The sequence below is a fragment of the Luteimonas sp. A277 genome (assembly GCF_054052045.1).
The window spans coordinates 144018-162436 of the sequence record NZ_JBSVRG010000009.1; the positions used below are offsets into that span (position 1 = coordinate 144018).

18 protein-coding genes and 1 pseudogene are annotated in these 18419 nt (G+C 69.2%); 9 read left to right on the forward strand and 10 right to left on the reverse strand.

Going from position 1 to position 18419, the window contains the following annotated elements; genetic code table 11:
* Window positions 1-20: 20 nt before the first annotated feature.
* Both ACW7G2_RS10580 and yihA read right to left on the reverse strand, forming a co-directional pair.
* Window positions 21-1388 carry a glutamate--cysteine ligase gene (locus ACW7G2_RS10580; protein WP_456975519.1) on the reverse strand — a complete coding sequence of 456 codons (1368 nt, stop codon included), beginning with the start codon at window positions 1386-1388 and terminating at the stop codon, window positions 21-23.
* Window positions 1389-1649: 261 nt separating this feature from the next.
* Window positions 1650-2255: a ribosome biogenesis GTP-binding protein YihA/YsxC gene (gene yihA, locus ACW7G2_RS10585; protein WP_456975521.1), complete on the reverse strand. Its 606-nt coding sequence runs from the start codon at window positions 2253-2255 to the stop codon at window positions 1650-1652.
* A 121-nt stretch (window positions 2256-2376) separates the two neighbouring features.
* On the opposite strand from yihA, the pseudogene ACW7G2_RS10590 reads away from it, so the two are divergent.
* The 4 genes and pseudogenes from ACW7G2_RS10590 to ACW7G2_RS10605 form a co-directional block, all read left to right on the forward strand.
* Window positions 2377-3182, forward strand: a pseudogene (locus ACW7G2_RS10590) (c-type cytochrome); the annotation flags it as partial.
* Window positions 3183-3452: 270 nt separating this feature from the next.
* Window positions 3453-4091, forward strand: a complete 639-nt coding sequence (locus ACW7G2_RS10595) for a thiol:disulfide interchange protein DsbA/DsbL (RefSeq protein ID WP_456975523.1) — start codon at window positions 3453-3455, stop codon at window positions 4089-4091.
* Window positions 4092-4141: 50 nt separating this feature from the next.
* Entirely contained in the window at window positions 4142-4948 is an 807-nt protein-coding gene (locus ACW7G2_RS10600) for a thiol:disulfide interchange protein DsbA/DsbL (RefSeq protein ID WP_456975525.1), read from the forward strand.
* A gap of 86 nt (window positions 4949-5034) precedes the next feature.
* Window positions 5035-5781, forward strand: coding sequence for an endonuclease/exonuclease/phosphatase family protein (locus tag ACW7G2_RS10605; protein WP_456975607.1), 747 nt, complete (start codon window positions 5035-5037; stop codon window positions 5779-5781).
* A gap of 18 nt (window positions 5782-5799) precedes the next feature.
* Here the strand turns inward: ACW7G2_RS10605 and ACW7G2_RS10610 are convergent, their stop codons facing one another.
* Window positions 5800-6594 (reverse strand): sulfite exporter TauE/SafE family protein, encoded by a 795-nt coding sequence (locus ACW7G2_RS10610; RefSeq protein ID WP_456975527.1) that lies wholly within the window; start codon window positions 6592-6594, stop codon window positions 5800-5802.
* Between the two features lie 156 nt (window positions 6595-6750).
* On the opposite strand from ACW7G2_RS10610, the gene ACW7G2_RS10615 reads away from it, so the two are divergent.
* Entirely contained in the window at window positions 6751-8679 is a 1929-nt protein-coding gene (locus ACW7G2_RS10615) for a transglycosylase SLT domain-containing protein (RefSeq protein ID WP_456975529.1), read from the forward strand.
* Between the two features lie 48 nt (window positions 8680-8727).
* Window positions 8728-9960, forward strand: a complete 1233-nt coding sequence (locus ACW7G2_RS10620) for a multifunctional CCA addition/repair protein (protein ID WP_456975531.1) — start codon at window positions 8728-8730, stop codon at window positions 9958-9960.
* Between the two features lie 137 nt (window positions 9961-10097).
* Here the strand turns inward: ACW7G2_RS10620 and ACW7G2_RS10625 are convergent, their stop codons facing one another.
* The 3 genes from ACW7G2_RS10625 to ACW7G2_RS10635 form a co-directional block, all read right to left on the reverse strand.
* Window positions 10098-11114 (reverse strand): aminoglycoside phosphotransferase family protein, encoded by a 1017-nt coding sequence (locus tag ACW7G2_RS10625; protein ID WP_456975533.1) that lies wholly within the window; start codon window positions 11112-11114, stop codon window positions 10098-10100.
* Between the two features lie 193 nt (window positions 11115-11307).
* The gene (locus tag ACW7G2_RS10630; protein WP_456975535.1) at window positions 11308-11721 is read right to left on the reverse strand and encodes a VanZ family protein; all 414 of its coding nucleotides are present in this window, start codon (window positions 11719-11721) and stop codon (window positions 11308-11310) included.
* On the reverse strand, window positions 11718-12902 hold the full coding sequence (locus ACW7G2_RS10635; RefSeq protein ID WP_456975536.1) for a class I SAM-dependent methyltransferase: 1185 nt from the start codon (window positions 12900-12902) through the stop codon (window positions 11718-11720). The genes ACW7G2_RS10630 and ACW7G2_RS10635 overlap by 4 nt, the downstream gene beginning before the upstream one ends.
* A gap of 285 nt (window positions 12903-13187) precedes the next feature.
* Between ACW7G2_RS10635 and ACW7G2_RS10640 the strand changes: the two genes are divergently transcribed.
* The gene (locus tag ACW7G2_RS10640) at window positions 13188-13928 is read left to right on the forward strand and encodes a pteridine reductase (protein WP_456975538.1); all 741 of its coding nucleotides are present in this window, start codon (window positions 13188-13190) and stop codon (window positions 13926-13928) included.
* A 37-nt stretch (window positions 13929-13965) separates the two neighbouring features.
* On the opposite strand, the gene ACW7G2_RS10645 is transcribed toward ACW7G2_RS10640, so the two are convergent.
* The 4 genes from ACW7G2_RS10645 to tsaD form a co-directional block, all read right to left on the reverse strand.
* On the reverse strand, window positions 13966-14361 hold the full coding sequence (locus ACW7G2_RS10645; RefSeq protein ID WP_456975540.1) for a 2-amino-4-hydroxy-6-hydroxymethyldihydropteridine diphosphokinase: 396 nt from the start codon (window positions 14359-14361) through the stop codon (window positions 13966-13968).
* Entirely contained in the window at window positions 14358-14723 is a 366-nt protein-coding gene (gene folB / locus ACW7G2_RS10650) for a dihydroneopterin aldolase (RefSeq protein ID WP_456975542.1), read from the reverse strand. Before folB ends, ACW7G2_RS10645 begins: the two co-directional genes overlap by 4 nt.
* 40 nt (window positions 14724-14763) lie before the next feature.
* Window positions 14764-16050, reverse strand: coding sequence for a mechanosensitive ion channel family protein (locus tag ACW7G2_RS10655; protein ID WP_456975544.1), 1287 nt, complete (start codon window positions 16048-16050; stop codon window positions 14764-14766).
* Between the two features lie 178 nt (window positions 16051-16228).
* Window positions 16229-17266, reverse strand: a complete 1038-nt coding sequence (gene tsaD, locus ACW7G2_RS10660) for a tRNA (adenosine(37)-N6)-threonylcarbamoyltransferase complex transferase subunit TsaD (RefSeq protein ID WP_456975546.1) — start codon at window positions 17264-17266, stop codon at window positions 16229-16231.
* Window positions 17267-17439: 173 nt separating this feature from the next.
* Between tsaD and rpsU the strand changes: the two genes are divergently transcribed.
* Window positions 17440-17655 carry a 30S ribosomal protein S21 gene (gene rpsU / locus ACW7G2_RS10665; protein WP_343257411.1) on the forward strand — a complete coding sequence of 72 codons (216 nt, stop codon included), beginning with the start codon at window positions 17440-17442 and terminating at the stop codon, window positions 17653-17655.
* A gap of 111 nt (window positions 17656-17766) precedes the next feature.
* Complete coding sequence (locus ACW7G2_RS10670) at window positions 17767-18213, forward strand: GatB/YqeY domain-containing protein (protein WP_456975549.1); 447 nt, start codon at window positions 17767-17769, stop codon at window positions 18211-18213.
* The last annotated feature ends 206 nt before the right edge of the window (window positions 18214-18419 follow it).

The following is an 18419-nucleotide window of genomic DNA, read 5'->3' on the forward strand; positions in this document are numbered from 1 at the left end:
AGGAAGTGGGCAGCGGTGGCCTAGTACGCGAACTCGCGGAACACCTGGTCGATATCCCCGCCCCACTCGCCGTGGAACAGGGCCAGCTTGCGCTCGGCCGGGGTCTGGCCGGATTCGGCGAACTCGATCAGCGGCTCAAGGAAGCGGACCTCGTCGCTGCCCTGCTCGTTGACGATCGCCCGGCGGGCGAGGCCGGCGGCTGAAATCTGCAGGGCGCGGATGGCGAGATCCTGCACCTTCCCACCGCGGAACGGCAGGCCCAGCGCGTGCTTCGGCACGCCGTCGCGCAGCGCGTGGCGCTCTTCACGGGTGAAGTCCTTCACCAGGTCCCAGGCGGCGTCGAGCGCCGCATCGTCATACAGCAGGCCAACCCAGAACGCCGAAAGCGCGCACAGCCGGTTCCACGGCCCGCCGTCGGCGCCGCGCATCTCGAGGAAGCTCTTCAGCCGCACCTCCGGGAACGCCGTGGTCATGTGGTCGGTCCAGTCGGTCAGCGTCGGCAGCTCGCCCGGCAGCGCCGGCAGCCGGCCGGCGAGGAAATCGCGGAAGCTCTGCCCGCTGGCATCGATGTAGCGCTCGCCACGCTGCACGAAATACATCGGCATATCGAGGATGTAATCGACGTAGCGCTCGTAGCCGAACCCGTCCTCGAACACGAAGTCGAGCATGCCGGTGCGGTCCGCATCGGTATCGGTCCAGATGTGCGAGCGGTAGCTGAGAAAGCCGTTGGGCTTGCCTTCGGTGAACGGCGAATCGGCAAACAATGCCGTCGCCACCGGCTGCAGCGCCAGCGCCACGCGGAACTTCTTCACCATGTCCGCTTCGCTGGCGTAGTCCAGGTTCACCTGCACCGTGCAGGTGCGGGTCATCATGTCCAGGCCCAGGTTGCCGACCTTGGGCATGTAGGCGCGCATGATCCCGTAGCGCCCCTTGGGCATCCACGGCATGTCCTCGCGCCGCCACTTGGGCTGGAAGCCCATGCCCAGGAACCCCAACCGCAGCCCGTCGGCCACGGTCTTGAGTTCGTACAGGTGATTGCCCACCTCGGCGCAGGTCTGGTGGATGTTTTCCAGCGGCGCGCCCGACAGCTCCAGCTGCCCGGCCGGCTCCAGCGAGACCGAAGCGCCGTTGCGGGTCAGGGCGATGGTGTGCCCGTCTTCCTGCACCTCGGTCCAGTCGTAGCTGGCCAGGCCCTTCAGCACGGCTTCGATACCGCGCTCGCCGTCAAAGGTGGGCGGACGCAGGTCGTCCAGGCGGAAGCCGAACTTCTCGTGCTCGGTGCCGATGCGCCAATCGGTGCGCGGTTTCACGCCCGAAGCGGGAACCTCCACCAGCTGGTCGCGATGGGTGATCGGCGCTTGCTCGCCGGCCTGGGTGGAACTCGACATTGGCAACCGCCCTGGTGGAAGTGAAGAACGCGGCGACATCAGCGCACGCCGCAGCCTGCTCAGTTTACCGGTGGCCGCCGCCCCGCGGCGTTCCGGCGCTGGAACACGCCATGCAGCTCCCGCCTTACCTTCGTAGGAGCGCGCCATGCGCGCGAAGCCGCGTGAATCATGGCGATGCCGCGTGGCGTCGGCGCCGCCGTCCTGAACCGGAACCCTTGCGCGTGACCAGACGTCACGCGGCTTCGCGCGCATGGCGCGCTCCTACAGTTCCAGCCAGCCCCGGATCACCGCCCGCGCCTCATCCAGACCGGTCTTGTGCAGCGCGGAGAAGGTCTGCACGCTCACCCCGTTGCCGTACTCGGACTGCAGCTCCTTGCGCACCTCCTGCAGCACGTTGCCCGAGGCGCCGCGGCCAAGCTTGTCGGCCTTGGTCAGCAACGCGTGCGCGGGCAGGCCGCGATTGACCGCGTAACCGAGCATCTGGCGGTCGTATTCCCTCAGCGGATGGCGGATATCCATCACCACCACCAGTCCGCGCAGCGCCTGGCGCTGGGCGAAATAGCCGGCGATGAACTGTTTCCAGTGCGCCTGCAGGTCCTTGGGCACCTTGGCGTAGCCGTAGCCGGGCAGGTCCACCAGGTGCCGGTCTTCGTGCGGCTCGATCTGGAAAAACACCAGCTGCTGCGTGCGACCGGGCGTTTTCGACACCCGCGCCAGCGCATTCTGGTTGCAAATGACGTTGAGCGCGCTGGATTTTCCGGCGTTCGAGCGTCCGGCAAAGGCCACTTCATGGCCGCTGTCGAGCGGCAGCTGGGACGGGGTGTGGGCAGCCAGCCTGTAGCTGGCGCGGGCGAGGGGATTCGACATCGCGATAGCATCGCACGCTGGGGCTGCCGGCGTCGGGTTTGACCGCGCTCATGCCCGGCGACGATAATTCGGCGTCCTGCCGGGTGCATCATGCCCGGTCATCTGTATCCCGGAGCCAAGCATGCGCCACGCTCGCGCCTACGCCCTTGTCGGTCTGGTTACCCTGGCAGCCGCCGCGGTTGCCTTTGCCCAGTCCACCGTTCTGCCGCTGGAAGAAGAGGCGCCGGTTGAATCCGCGCCGCTGGAAGTCCTGAGCGTCGCGGAAATCCTCGAAGGCACCACCTGGGGAGATCCCGACAACGGCGCCACGCTCGCTTCCACCTGCGCCGCCTGCCACGGCATGGATGGCAAGGCCACCGTTCGTGACATCTATCCGTCCATGGGCGGCCAGAGCGAACGCTACATGGCCCACCAGCTGGCCCTGTTCAAGTCCGGCGAGCGCATGAGCCCGATCATGCAGCCGTTTGCCGAAATGCTCAGCGGCCAGGAAATGCGCGATGTCGGCGCCTACTACGCACTGCAGGAATCGGACAGCGGCCTGGCCGACGACACCGTGGTCGAAGCCGGTCCCTTCGAGGGCGCGAAGTTCTACGAAATCGGCGAAAAACTGTTCGTCGGCGGTGACATGGATCGCGGCATCCCGGCCTGCATGGCCTGCCACGGCCCCGCCGGCGCCGGCAACCCCGGCCCCGCTTATCCGCAGGTTGCCGGCCAGCCGTCCTGGTACGCGGTCCAGCGCCTGCAGGCCTACCGTGACGGCAGCACCCAGCCGCAGGATCCGCGCCTGTTCAACATCATGGCGCAGATCGCCTCCGACCTGACCGACGAGGAAATCCAGGCCCTGGGCAGCTACATGGAAGGCCTGCATGCGCGCCCGGACGCCGCCACCCGCGCCGCCATGGCCCAGGTGGAAGTGCCGGCCGAAGCGCCCGCACCCGCCGAGCCCGCGCCCGACACCGCGGACGGCGACGAAGCCGGCGAAGGCGACCAGCCCGCCGACGGTGACGCCGATACCGACACCAACGTCGACGCTGATGCCGACCAGGATCAGGTCGACGCAGGCGAAGAATCCCAGGAGCCTGCCGCGCAGTCGTGAACTTTCACGCCTGCTGCGGGTCTGAGTCCGTACAGTCTCCTTGAAATCATTTGCCGGCCGCGTTATCGGCCGGCTTTTTTTTGCCCGGAAGCCCCGACCCGATGAACATCACCGCCCGCTGGCTCCTCCCGCTGCTGCTGGTACTGGCTCCGGCACTGGCCGCTCCCGCCGCCGCCCAGACCCCGATTGAAGGCCAAGATTACGTCCGCATTGCCGAGGGCCCGCCCTGGCAGCCGCTGGAAGGACAGATCGAAGTCGCCGAAATCTTCTCCTACGCCTGTCACGTATGCGATGAATTCCGCCCGATTCTCGACGCCTGGGCACGGCGCCAGGCCGACGACGTGCGTGTCAGCCACGTGCCCGCGGCCTACCGCCGACAGGATCCCTTCGCCACCATGTTCTTCGCTACCCGGGCGCTTGGCCAATCCGATGCGGTGCACGCGGCCACCTTCGATGCCGTGCATCGGCGCGGTCTGCTGGCCCGCAACGCCACCGTGGCCGAAATCACCGCGTTCTATGCCGGCCTGGAACTGGGCCTGGACCGCGCCAGCCTTGCCGAAGCCGCTAAGAGCGTCCAGGTCCAGCAGAAGCTCGACGCAGCGCATGAATTTCTGGTCCGCAGCGGCGCCCAGGGCACGCCGACACTGGTCATCAACGGCAAATACCGCGTCCAGGGGCGTACCCTGCAGGACGTGCTGCGTATCGCCGATCAGCTGATTGCCATGGAGCGCGAGCCTTGAGCCAGCGCCCCTTGACCCCAATTTCACCAGACAAAGCCTGAGATCTGCTCATGAACTCTTTCCGCCACGCCCTGATTTCCCTGCTCCTGCCGCTGCTGCTGGTTGCCTGCGCCCAGCAGGATGACGCCGCGCCTGCCGCCACCGCACCGGGCGAAACCCCGGCTGTTGAACAGACCGCCGCGCCCGAGTCGGACGCCCCGGCCAGCGCAGAAGCCACTGCCGATACCGCCACCACGGACGCTCCGATCCAGGCCGCAACGCCGCAGGGTCCCGCCCCGGTGGAAGGCACCAACTACGTGGTGATCGAGAACGGCCAGCCGTTCCAGCCGCTCAACGGCCAGGTCGAGGTCGTCGAGGTGTTCGGCTACACCTGCGGCGCCTGCGCCAGCTTCGAGCCGGTGATCTCGGCATGGAAAAAGCGCCAGCCCGAGGACGTGCGGGTGACCATGCTGGCCGCGCCGTTTGGCGGCTTCTGGACCCCGTTCGCGAAGGCCTATTACGCCGCCGAAGCGATGGACCTGGTGGACGCCACCCACCAGCAGATGTTCCGCGCCATCCACCTGGAGCGCTCGCTGCCGGTGCAGGGCGTCAGCAACGATGACATCGCCGCGTTCTATGCCCAGCACGGTGCGGATGCGCGCAGGTTCGCCCAGACCATGGACAGCTTCGCGGTCAGCGGCCAGATGCGCCGCGCCCAGCAGTTCATCGCAGCCGCCGGCGTGGACGCCACTCCGACCATGATCGTCAACGGCAAGTACCGGGTGACCAGCGGCCAGGATTACCAGGAAGTGCTGCGCATCGTCGACCACCTGGTGGCGCGCGAGCGCGCTGCCGGCGGGAACGACGCCGCGCAATGAACACCGCCCGGGACCAGCGTCTGGTGACCCGGCCGAGTGCCGAATCACTGCTGCGCGCGCAATCCCTCGGGCGCCAGACCATCAAGCTGCTGAGCGCCAACATCCAGGCCGGGTCCAGCACCCGGCGCTACAGCGATTACGCCACGCGCAGCTGGTCGCACGTGCTGCCGACCGGCGGCAAGCGCCAGTCGCTGGACCAGATCGCCCAGCTGGCCGGCGGTCACGACATCGTCGGCCTGCAGGAGAGCGATCCCGGCAGCTGGCGTTCCGGCTTCACCAACCAGACCCACTACCTGGCCGAGCGCGGCGGGTTCGATTACTGGACCCACCAGCCCAATCGCAAGGTGGCCAACGTGGCCTCCAGCGCCAACGCGCTGCTCAGCCGCCTCGAGCCGATGGAGGTGATGGACCATCCGCTGCCCGGGCGGGTACGCGGACGCGGCCTGCTGCTGGCGCGCTTCGGCGAAGGCGAGGCAGGCCTGACCATCGCCGTGGCCCACCTGTCGCTGGGCGCGCAATCGCGCGCGGCGCAGCTTGGCTACATCGCCGAGCTGCTCAGCGACTATCCCAACGCGGTGCTGATGGGTGACTTCAACTGCACCCCGGACCGGCCCGAGATGTCGGTGCTGTACCGGCACACCTCGCTGCAGCCGCCGGACTGCAGCGTCCACACTTTCCCCAGCTGGCGCCCGCAGCGGGCGATCGACCACGTGCTGATCACCAACAGCCTGGCCACCAGCAACATGCGCGCCCTGCCCGCCGCGCTGTCCGACCACCTGGCCCTGTCGGTGGACCTGGACGTGCCCGAAGAGGCCCTGCGCACCGCCGGCTGAGCCTGCTCCCGGGCCGTCTCACCACAGCGCCATCGCGATACCCACCAGCGCCATGAACGCGGCGAATGTGCGTTTGAGCGCTGCGCCGCTGATGGCGTGTGCCAGCCGGGTGCCCAGCGGCGCGGTCAGGATTGAAGCCGCCGCAACCCCGACCGCCGCGGGCAGGTAGACGTACCCCAACGCGTACTCGGGCAGCGCCCCCGCAGGCGCCTGTACGGCATAGCCCACGGCGCTGGCCAGGCCGATGAAGATGCCACAGGCCGCCGCCGTGCCCACCGCCCGCACCGGCGCCACGCCCAGCCAGGTCAGCAGCGGCACCGTCATGCTGCCGCCGCCAATGCCTACCAGCGCCGACAGCGCCCCGATGCCCCCGCCGGCCGCGGTCAGACCCGCACCGCGCGGACCCACCGCACTTGCACCTGCAGCGGGTGCGCCTGAAAACGCCATCTGCGCCGCGATCAGCAGGCAATAGCCCGCCACGCACCACTTGAGCACCGCCGCATCCAGGCCGATCGCGAAGCGGCTGCCCAGCCACGCCCCCAGCAGCATGCCCGGTACCAGCCAGGCCACGCTGGGCCAGATCACGCTGCCGCGCCGGTGGTGGGCGCGGGTGGAGGAAATCCCGGTCAACACGATGCTGCCCAGCGAACTGGCCAGCGCCGCGTGCATGGCGGCGTCCTTGGGCACTCCGTACTGTGGCAGCAGCCAGGCCAGCGACGCCACCAGCACCAGCCCACCGCCAATGCCCAGCAGGCCGGCAAGCACGCCCACCAGCGCGCCCAGTGCGAGAAAAATCAGCAGCAGCGTCAGCATCCCGGCTCCGAAAACAGACCGGCCCGCAGCGGGTGCTACGGGCCGGCAACAAGGATAACGCAGCGTCGACGCGGCCCGCACCACCGCCGACCACTGCGGGGCTTCATCCACCCTTCGCTATAGTCGTCTGCGCACCGAGTCAGCCTGCGATCCCCCATGAAAACATTCCTGCTTACCGCCACCCTGGTCCTGTTTGCGCTGCCCGGGGCAGCGCCCGCCCAGACCGATACCGTCCAACTGCGCGCCGCGTTCGAATCCGCTGCGCGCGGCCAACCGGTGGCCCCGCACATGGCGTCCCACCCGGCCTATGGCTGGGTGGAATTCGCCTCGCTGCGCCGCAACCTGGAGTCGCTGCCCCAGGCCCAGGCGCAGGGCTTCATGGAGCGCTACGCCGGCCAGGCGGTGGCCGGGCTGTTCCGCGAGGAATACCTGCGCGCCCTGCACCGGCGCCAGGACTGGGCCGGCATCCGCGCCGCCTGGTCGCCTTCGATCACCAACACCCGGCTGCGCTGCATCGAGCTCAACGCGCGCCAGCGCCTGGGCGCGGCCGATGCGGCGTGGGACCAGGCCGTGCAGGGCATCTGGCGGTCCAGCGGCGGCTCGCTGCCCGACGAATGCGATGCGCCCTTCGCGGCGCTGGACGCGCGCGGCGCGCTGACCCCGGAACTGCGCTGGGAGCGGCTGGAACTGGCCGCGGCAGACTGGAACCCGGGCGTGATGCGGGTAGCCGCACGCGGCCTGCCCGCCGACGAGCGCGCGCTGGCCGAGGATTACGCCGCCTTCGTACAGGCCCCCCACGAGCGGGCGCTGGGCTGGCCGAAGAGCGCACGCAGCCGGCTGGTGGCTTCCCACGGGCTGGCCCAGCTTGGCCGCAATGATCCCGACGCCGCGGAAGCCGCGCTGCCCCGCTATGCGCGTGCACTGGCGTTCGATGAAGAAGCCAACGGCCGCGTGCAACACCAGATCGCGCTGTGGACGGTGGCTTCCTACCTGCCCGATTCTGCGCGCCGGCTGAATCTGGTGCCCGAGTCCGCCTACAACAGCCGCCTGCACGAGTGGCGCGTGCGCGAGGCGATCACCCGCTCCGACTGGCGCGCCGCGCTGGACGCGATCGCCAAAATGGACGACGAGCAGCGCACCAGCTCGCGCTGGACCTATTTCGCCGGACGCATGCACGAGCTGCTGGGCCATCAGCCGCAGGCCCAGGAGCAGTACGCGCAGGCGGCAACCGACGCCACCTTCCACGGCTTCCTTGCCGCCGACCGCCTGCAGCAGCCCTACGCGCTGTGCCCGATGCCCACACCGGGCGATGCCTCGGCACGCGCGCAGGTCGCCAACCACCCGGCCATGATCCGTTCGATGGCCCTGTTCCGTGCCGACCGGCCCGGCTGGGCCACGCGTGAATGGAGCCATGCGCTGGAGCAGTTCAGCGATGAGCAGCGCCGCATTGCGGTGAAGGTGGCCCAGGACAACGGCTGGTTTGACCGGGCGGTGTTCGGGCTCGGCCGCCAGCCCGAGGAGACGCGCCTGTACGAGCTGCGTTTCCCGCTGCACTACGACGAGGTGATCCGCGCCGAGGCCGCCCGCAACGGCCTGGACCCGGCCTGGGTGGCGGCCAAGATCCGCGCCGAGAGCACCTTCAATCCGAACGCCCGCTCGCCGGCCGACGCCCGCGGCCTGATGCAGGTGCTGCCCAGCACCGGCGCGGCGGTCGCCCGGCGCCTGGGACTCAGCTGGAGCGGCGGCAACAGCCTCTACGACCCGGCCACCAACATCCGCATCGGCACCGCCTACATGGCCCAGCGCCGCGACCAGTACGGATTTCCCTACATTGCCTCGGCGGCCTACAACGCCGGGCCCACGCCCACCGCCCGCTGGCAGGCGCAGCGCAGCAGCATGGATCCCGATCTGTGGATCGAAACCATCAGCTATCGCGAGACCCGCGAGTATGTGGCCCGGGTGATGGCCTTCAGCGTGATCTACGATTGGCGCCTCAACGGTGCCGCGGTGCCGATCAGCGAGCGCATGCTCGGCCGCACCGGCGCGCCCACCCGCGCGTTCGCCTGCCCCGCCTCCGGCGTGTAGGAGCGCGCCATGTGCGCGAAGCCGCGTGACCCCGGGCATCATGCCCGCATGGACATCCATCTCGTCGGCGGCGCCGTCCGCGACCGCCTGCTCGGCCTGCCCGCCGGCGACCGCGACTTCGTGGTGGTCGGCGAAACGCCAGAGGCGATGATCGCTGCCGGCTTCCGCGCCGTGGGCCGCGACTTCCCGGTGTTCCTGCATCCCGATACCGGCGAGGAACATGCGCTGGCCCGGACCGAGCGCAAGAGCGGACCCGGCTATCGCGGCTTCGTGGTCCACGCCGATCCATCGGTGACCCTGGAACAGGACCTGGAGCGGCGCGACTTCACCATCAACGCGATCGCCGAGGCGCCCGACGGCAGCCTGACGGACCCTTTCAACGGCCAGCGCGACATCGAACAGCGCGTGTTGCGCCATGTGGGCCCGGCCTTTGTCGAAGACCCGCTGCGGGTGCTGCGCGCGGCCCGCTTCATGGCCCGCTTTGCGTCGCTGGGCTTCAGCGTGGCGCCGGAGACGATGGCGCTGATGCGGGAGATTTCCGCCAGCGGCGAACTCGAGGCGCTGGTGCCCGAGCGCACCTGGCAGGAGCTGGCCAAGGCGCTGGCTGCCGCGCGTCCATCGGCGTTCCTGCAGACCCTGCGCCAGGCCAACGCCCTGGCCGCGGTGCTGCCGGAAGTGGACGCCCTGTACGGCGTGCCGCAGCGCGCGGAATACCACCCGGAAATCGACACCGGCATCCACCAGGAGCTGGTCAGCGATATGGCCGCACGGCTGGCTCCGGGCGACGGCGTGATCGGTTTTGCCGCGCTCACCCACGATCTGGGCAAGGCGCTGACGCCCGAATCGAAATGGCCGCGCCACATCGGCCACGAGCAGGCCGGGCTGAAGCCGCTGGAAGGGCTGTGCGACCGGCTGAAGGTGCCCAACGCACATCGCGATCTGGCCCGCGTCGCCTGTCGCGAGCACCTCAACGTGCACCGCACGCTGGAACTGCGCGATGCCACCGTGCACGACCTGCTGGCGCGCTGCGATGCCTTCCGCAAGCCGGAGCGCATCGCAGCACTCGTACTGGTGTGCGAGGCCGACCGTCGCGGCCGCCTGGGCTTCGAGGATGCCGACTATCCGCAGGCCGCCGAGCTCAAACGCCTGCACGCCGCCGCCATGGCGGTCAGCGCCCGCGATGTGGTCCAGGAAGGCATGACCGGCCCCGCCATCGGCCGCGCGCTGCGCAAAGCCCGCATCGACGCCATCGCCGCCACCCGGCAATCCGCCCCACTGTAGGAGCGCGCCACGCGCGCGAAACCGCGTGACGTTGATCTTTGCGATAGGGCTTCGGTCCCGGCGAACTGGGACGAAGCCACGTACCAATGCCAGGATTCACGCGGCTTCGGGCGCATGGCGCGCTCCTACCGGGAGAGTCAGGCGGCGGTGGGGCTGGGGCCTGTGCAGGTGTCGAGGATCGCCGCCAGCGGCGCCAGCTCCGGATACTGCGGGATCACTTCTGCCAGATAAGTGAGGAACCGCTCCGCATCAGCCAGGTACCTGGGCTTGCCGTCGCGGTAATTCAGCCGCGCAAAGATACCCAGCACCTTCAAATGCCGCTGCACGCCGATCAGGTCGGCGTCGCGGAGGAACTGCGCCAGCTCCGGCACCGGAATGCCCGCCACCTTGGCGCGGGCGTGATAGCGGCCCAGCCACCCGCGCACGCGCTCCGGCTCCCAGCTGTGAAACGCATCGCGCACCAGGCTCACCGGGTCGTAGGCCACCGGTCCGCGCACCGCGTCCTGGAAGTCCAGTACCGCCAGCCCGCCCTCCACCGGCATCAGGTTGCGCGGCATGTAGTCGCGATGCACGAACACCTGCGGCTGCGCCAGTGCGGATTCGATCAGCAGTTCCTGCACCCGTCGCAGGCCTTCGCGCTCACCGGCATCCAGCTCCACCCCAAAGTGCCGGCCGAGATACCACTCCTCGAACAGGTCCAGCTCGCGCTGCAACAGCGCGGCGTCGTAGGCGGGCAGGTCCGGCGAGCACTCGAGCTGCTGCAGCTGCAGCAGCTGGTCAATGGCCAGGTCGAAGGTCGCCTCCGGATCCAGCCGGTCCACCGCCTGCAGCCAGGTGTCGCCGCCAAGGTCCTCCATCAGCAGGAAGCCGGCCTCGTCGTCGCGCGCCAGCACCCGCGGCACCCGCACTCCACCGGCATCCAGCACCGCGTGCATGTGCAGCCACGGGCGCACGTCTTCAAGCGCCGGCGGCGAATCCATCACGATCAGGGAGCCCTCCGCAGTGCGCCCCCGCCAGTAGGTGCGAAAGCCCGCATCGGCCGAAGCCCGCTCCAGCGCGAGATCGGGAACGCCACTGGCACTGCGCGCCCACGCCAGCCGCACGGCCGCGCGCGCCGCCTCCGGCGCGCGTGCGGCAAGCGAGATCACGGTCATGTTGGATACCGGGTCTGGATCATCGCGGCAGATTAGCAATTCCATCCGCGAAAAGGCCCCCCAACTGTAGGAGCGCGCCATGCGCGCGAAACCGCGTGACATTGGCGGCGCGGTGGGGCGTCGGCAACTGCGCCGGGACCAACCCCACGCGGCAGGGCCGTAATTCACGCGGCTTCGCGCGCGTGGCGCGCTCCTACGCGGGTGACCTGCCTCCATCGAGCCGCAGCAGGAGGTCGCGCAGGGGCGTCAGCCGCGTCGCCAGCCCCGCTATCACGCCCAGCGTATTGGCCAGAGCATCGGCCCGCTCCATCTGCCGGGTCTCGGTCAGCGCATCCTGGGCCCATTCCAGCCCGATGCCCATCAGCACCAGTCCCAGTGCGGCGCCGAGCAGCGCCGGCCAGCGCGCATACAGCTGCACCGCGGCCGCGGCCAGCACGCCATACGCCAGGAAGTGGCCGATCTTGTCGCCGCCTTCCACCGGCGGCATCGGCGGCGGCGGCGCCAGTGACACCACCACCACCGCAGCGATCGCAACGCACCACAGCCCGCTCCACAGCCACGGCCGGCGGAACGGCTTCAGCGACCTGCCCACACGCAATCGGGTCACAGGCGATGGCTCAGATCACCCGCCAGGAAGGCATGGCTGAAGTCCACCCCGCGCTCGAAGCCCATCGCCTGGAAGCTCTCGCCCATGCCGTCGGGCAGGGTCAGCTGCTTCACCTGCTGGCGCAGCGAATAGAGCGCGGCTTCGTCCGCGGCCCCGGCCTCGTGCGCGACCAGCCGCTCCGGCAGCCGGTTGCCGATCAGGAACGCGGCCTGGTTGCAGTAGCCGGAAAACTCGAACCCGGCCCCGGTGCCCGCTTCCACCAGCGCGGTGAAGTCCACCGAGGCGGTGAGGTCCTGCAGGCCGGGGTTGGCGAAGACATCGCCGCTCACCTGATGGCGGTGGAACGCGCGCAGGGTGCCGTCATTGCGCTCGGGCAGGTAGTACTCGCGCCGGGCGAAACCGTAATCGACGAACAGCATTACTCCGTTGCGCAGTCCACCGGCCACCGCCTGGATCCAGTACGGCAGCTGCGGTAGCAGCTCGGAACGATAGCCATCGGCAAACGGCCGCTCCAGCTGGCTTTCCACATGCCGCACCGCAGCCGTCAGCAAGGCATCCGCCGGGCGCTCGGTACGCACGAAGGCGCCGCCTTCGCCGATCGCCACGTGTTCTTCAAGCACCTCGCCGCCGCGCACGCAGAAGCGCGGCGTGGGCAGGGCATCGATCACCTCATTGGCGAACAGCACGCCGTCCCAGGTGTCATCCGGCGGCCCGTCCAGCCAGTGCACGCGCTCGAACACCTCCGGTGTCAGCCGCTCGCGCAGGTATTCGCGCTGGCGCTCGCGCAGGTCCGCGCTGGGCTCGAGGATCGCGTAACGCGCAGGCAGCGCATCCAGGGCCACCAGATGGCTGATGGCATCGGCGGCAAACCGCCCGCTGCCACCGCCGATCTCCACCATCTGCGCCTCCGCGCCCAGCTGCGCCAGCACCGGCGCCACCGCCTCGGCCACGCATTCGGCAAACAGCGGCCCGATCTCCGGCGCGGTGATGAAATCACCCGCGCGGCCGAACTTGGTCGCCCCGGCGCTGTAATAGCCCAGCCCCGGCGCGTACAGCGCCAGCTCCATGAAGCGCCAAAATGGAATTGCGCCGTCGGCAGCCTGGATCTGCTCGCGGATCAGCGCCTTAAGGCGCCCGCTGTGGGCGAGCGCAGCGGTGTCGTTTTCGTCGGAATCTGTCATGCCCCCAGTTTACGCAACCCCCACGGGGTAGGAGCGCGCCATGCGCGCGAAACCGCGTGACATCGATCCACGCCGCGTGGCGCCGGCTGCATCGCTGGAACCGAAGCGCTTCTGCAAAATCCAATTCACGCGGCTTCGCGCGCATGGCGCGCTCCTACCGGGGTCAATCCTTTGTGATTGCTTGTTCCAATTGAAGGTCGCCAGTGTCCAGGCCACGCCCGGGCCGCGGCCCGGGAACGGCCCGGGCCATCGGCTAAGATGGAATGCCCGTCGCAGAGCCCGACCATGGATGCTGCCCGACCCGTGGCGCTGGTGACCGGCGCCGCCAAGCGCATCGGTGCCGAGATCGCCCGCCGCCTGCACGCCGACGGCTACGACCTGGCCCTGCACTACCGCAGCTCGCGGGCGGAGATGGACGCGCTTGCGACCAGCCTCCAGGCCCAGCGCGCCGACAGCGTGATCACCCTGCAGGCCGACCTGGCCGAATTCGACCGCCTGCCCGAACTGGTGGCGCAGACCATTGGCCGCTTCGGTCGCCTGGATGCGCTGGTCAACAACGCCTCCACCTACTACGCAACGCCCATCGGCGAAGCCACGCCCGCGCAGTGGGATGAGCTGTTTGCCAGCAACGCCCGCGCGCCGTTCTTCCTTGCCCAGGCCGCCGCGCCGCACCTGGCCCGCAGCGGCGGCGCCATCGTCAACATCGTCGACATCTACGCCGAGCGCCCGCTGCGCGGGCACACCGTGTACTGCATGGCCAAGGCCGCGCTGGTCATGGCCACGAAATCGCTGGCGCTTGAACTGGGCCCGGAAGTGCGGGTCAACGGCGTCGCCCCCGGCAACGTGCTGTGGTCGGAAAACCCGATCAAGGCCGAGACCCTCGAGATGGTGCGCGAACGCACCGCCCTCGGCCGCCAGGGCAAGCCCGGCGACATCGCCGAAGCGGTGCACTGGCTGCTGCGCGGCAACAGCTACGTGACCGGGCAGATCCTTGCCGTGGATGGCGGGCGCACGTTGAGTATTTGATTCCGTTGCGGTGCAACGTCGGGGGCGTAGCCCCGAACTACAGGATGATGCCGGCTTCTTCGAGGAGGGCCATCACGTGGGCGCGGCGCTGCTCGCCCTTGTCGGCGGCATAGGAGTCCAGCCGCCAGGCGTCGCCATTGGCCTCGTGGGCCAGCAGGTCGATGTCGATCGGCACCTCATCGCTGTGCTCCGAGCGGCCGATATCGCGCTCGATCCGCTGCAGACGCTCCGCCAGCTCTTCGCGCGCCAGTGCGCTGTCCAGGCGCACCAAACGATTGGTGAACCAGCGGTCCGCGCCCTCGGCATCGGGGCTGCGACGGGACCCAGTCAGCGGCTCAACCTGTCCCAGCTTTGCCAGGGCTTCCAGCGCTGCGGCGATCGGCGCCCCGCCGGCGTCATCGCTGCCCAGTACCAGCAGCCAGGCACGACTCACGCGGCCCGACCACGCACGATCGATACGCCCACCCCGGCGCAGCCCAGCGCGCGCGCCGCATCGGGCTTGTGCACCCGGATGCGCAGGTGCAGGGCAACCGGGAACTGCTCCAGCAGCGCTGCCGCCAGGCTCTCCAGCAGCGTCTCCAGCAGCTGGTCGGTGCGCCCCGCCACGTGCTGGCGCACCGCCTCGCATACCGCGGCATAGTCCAGCGCATCGGCCACGTCGTCGCTGGCGGCAGGCGCGCGGTTGTCGAACGCCAGCTCCAGGTCGAACAGCAGGGGCTGGGTGCCCTCGCGCTCATGCGGATACACGCCCACCAGGGCGTCTATGCGCAGTCCTTCAATGTGGATCCTGTCCATGGCGGTCAATGCACGGATGGGGTTGGCAAGCGTAACGCTTTCAGTCCGCCGCCGGCCGCGGTCCTTCCGTCCCGACGCGCTGGTCATGCAGGCGCACATCGATCGGCGCATCGGAAGTGCGCTGGAACACCCGCAGCCCGAACTCCGGCAGGATCGCCAGCAGGTGGTCGAAGATGTCCGACTGCACCGCCTCGTAGTAGACCCAGCGCACGTCGGCAGTGAAGCAGTACAGCTCCAGCGGAATCCCCGCTTCGGTCGGCTGCAGCTGGCGCACCATGCTGGTCATCCCCTGATTGATGCCCGGATGCTGCGCCAGGTACTGGTCGATATACACACGGAAGGTGCCCAGGTTGGTGACCCTGCGGTGGTTGACCTCTGCGCCGCCGCCGCGACTGGCCAGCTGCGCGTTCCATTCCGTGAGCTCCTGCCCCTTCTCGCGCAGGTAATCGTCGAGAAGCATGAAGCGGTGCAGGTTCTCCACTTCCTCCGGCCCCAGGAACCGCACGCTGCCCTGGTCGATGTACAGCGAGCGCTTGATCCGGCGCCCCCCGGACTCCTGCATGCCGCGCCAGTTCTTGAACGAGTGGCTGATCAGGTTCTTGGTGGGCACGGTGGTGATGGTCTTGTCCCAGTTCTGCACCGTCACCGTGTGCAGGGCGATATCGATCACGTCGCCGTCGGCGTTCTGGCTGGGCATCTCGATCCAGTCGCCGATGCGCACGCGCCCGTCGCCGCTGATCTGCAGGCTGGCGGCGAATGACAGGATCGTGTCCTGGAACACCAGCATCAGCACCGCACTGGCCGCACCCAGGCCGGTCAGCACGTGCAGCGGCTTGACCCCCGCCAGGATCGCCACCGCCGACAGCGCCGCCAGTGCGAACAGCACGATCTTGGCCACCTGCAGATAGCCCTTGATCGGCTTGTTGCGGGCGTCCGGCCTGCGCTCGTAGATCTCGTTGATGTGGTCGAACACGTGGCTGATCGCCAGCACCACGGTGAACACGATGAACACGTTGGCCAGGTTGTGCACCACCAGCGCCACCGAGGCGGGCAGGCCCGGCACCTGCAGGATCCCGGTCGAGATCACCAGTGCGGGCACCACGTTCGCCAGCCGGGGGATCGCGCGCATCTGCACCGCCGGTGCGTCGTGGCCGCCGCGCAGTCCCGGCAGCATGCCGAGCAAGCGCCGCAGTCCGCGCAGCAGCACCCGCTTGGTGATGAAATTGGCCAGCCACGCCAGCAGCAGCAGAGCTGCCAGCATCAGCGTGGTGTAGGCCCAGGGCCAGGGGGAAAGTGTTTCCTGCAGCAGCTGCAGCCGTGGTTGCATGTCGGCTCCGGAATTGTCGAAGGGGGAGGATCAGACCCGGCAGCGCGCTCTATGACTGCGCCCATCATGCGCGCGGCGCGCCTGGCCCGGGTTTGCGGGGTCCAATCCTAACGAATCCGCTTGAACGCAGCGCTCACCGGCGCATTGCCGGCATCCCTGCGCAGCCCCGCGCAGCCGCTCAGGCCGCCGTATCGAGCGCCGGCAGGGTGGCCATGTCCCAGCGCGGGCGCACCTGCGGTTCGGCGCCATCGCGCTGCCCGGCCGCAAGCCGCAGCGCCCCGGCAAAGGCGATCATGGCGCCGTTGTCCGTGCACAGCTCCGGCCGCGGGAAACATGCCCGACCCCCACGCTCGGCGGCCATCTCCTGCAGCTGGGCGCGCAGGCGCGTGTTCGCGCCTACCCCGCCGGCCACCACCAGCACCTTGCTGCCGGTCTCTTCCAGCGCGCGCCTGCACTTGATCGCCAGCGTATCGACCGCCGCATCCTCGAATCCGCGGGCAATGTCGGCCCGGGTCTGGTCGGACTGGTCACTGTCCTGCCAGGCCAGCAGCACCTGGGTCTTGAGGCCGCTGAAGCTGAAATCCAGCCCCGGCCGCTTGGTCATCGGCCGCGGGAAGCGGAACGCCCCCGGCGTGCCCTGCTTGGCCAGCCGGGCCAGCTGCGGCCCGCCCGGATACGGCAGGCCCATCATCTTGGCGGTCTTGTCGAAGGCCTCGCCCGCGGCGTCATCCAGGGTCTCGCCCAGCAGCCGATAGCGGCCGATCGCATCCACCGCCACCAGCTGGGTGTGCCCGCCCGACACCAGCAGGGCCACGAACGGCGGCTCCGGCGGATCGTCTTCCATCAGCGGCGCCAGCAGGTGGCCTTCCATGTGGTGCACGCCCAGCGCCGGAATCTCCAGCGCCCAGGCAAGCGCCCGCGCCACGCCCGCCCCCACCATCAGCGCGCCCACCAGGCCCGGCCCGGCGGTGTAGGCCACCCCGTCCAGGTCGTTCACGCCCATCCCGGCTTCGGCCAGGGTCTGGCGGATCAGCGGCAGCAGCTTGCGCACGTGGTCGCGGCTGGCCAGCTCGGGCACCACGCCGCCGTATTCGGCGTGCAGGGCGATCTGGCTGTACAGGGCCTGGGCGCGCAGCCCGGCCGGGCCGCCGATGGCGGTGTCATACACCGCTACGCCGGTTTCATCGCAGGAGGTTTCAATACCGAGGACTCGCATACCCGATAGGATGGGGACGCCGGCGCCGCAAGTCACGCATTGGCTTATCCGGCCCCCCGCCAGCCCCTCGATGAGCGGGAAAATCCCGCCCCACTTGCAGCGCCGCCGAGAGCGGGGCTATGATAGCGGGCTCGCCGACGCAAACAGCCGGCGATTCCACTCCCGGAGATTCCATGCCCAGCGTCAAAGTCCGCGAAAACGAGCCGTTTGAGTTTGCCCTGCGTCGCTTCAAGCGCACCTGCGAAAAGGCCGGCGTCCTCGCCGAGACCCGCAAGCGCGAGTACTACGAGAAGCCGACCCAGGAGCGCAAGCGCAAGGCTGCGGCTGCCGTCAAGCGTCAGGCGCGCCGCGCCGCGCGTGACGTCACCAAGCGCCAGCGCCTGTACTGATCGGCCACTCCGCGCCCCGGCGCGGAGGCCACAGCTCGCTTCTACGGGAAGCCGGCACGCTCAAGCGTCGCCGGCTTTTCTTCGTTCCTCCACATCACCAGGAGCCACGCCATGACCCTCAAGCAGACCCTGATCGAAGACATGAAGGCCGCAATGAAAGGCGGCGACAAGCAGCGCCTGGGCGTGATCCGGCTGGTCAACGCCGCAATCCAGCAGAAGGAAGTGGACGAGCGCATCGAACTCGACGATGAAGCCGTGACCGGGGTGCTCGTGCGCATGCTCAAGCAGCGCCGCGACTCGGTGTCGCAGTACGAAGCCGCCGACCGCGAAGACCTGGCTTCGGTGGAGCGGTCCGAGATCGAAGTGATTGAAACCTACCTGCCTGCGCAGATGGACGAGGCCGCGATCAACGCCGAGATCGACGCCGCCGTTGCCGCCACCGGTGCCTCCGGCCCGGCCGACATGGGCAAGCTGATGGGCGCGCTGAAGCCCAAGCTCGCCGGCAAGGCCGACATGGGCCTGGTGTCCAAGCTGGTCAAGCAGAAGCTCGCCAGCTGACCCTGTCCTGCTGTAAGTGGCCCGGCCCTGCTGTAGGAGCGCGCCACGCGCGCGAAACCGCGTGACACCTGGCCACGCGGGGTGGCGTCGGTACCTGCGCGCGGGCCGACGCCGCGCGGCAACGACATGTTTCACGCGGCTTCGCGCGCATGGCGCGCTCCTACACGTGATCGTGGGTGCGCCGGAATCACGGTCCGCTGACACGG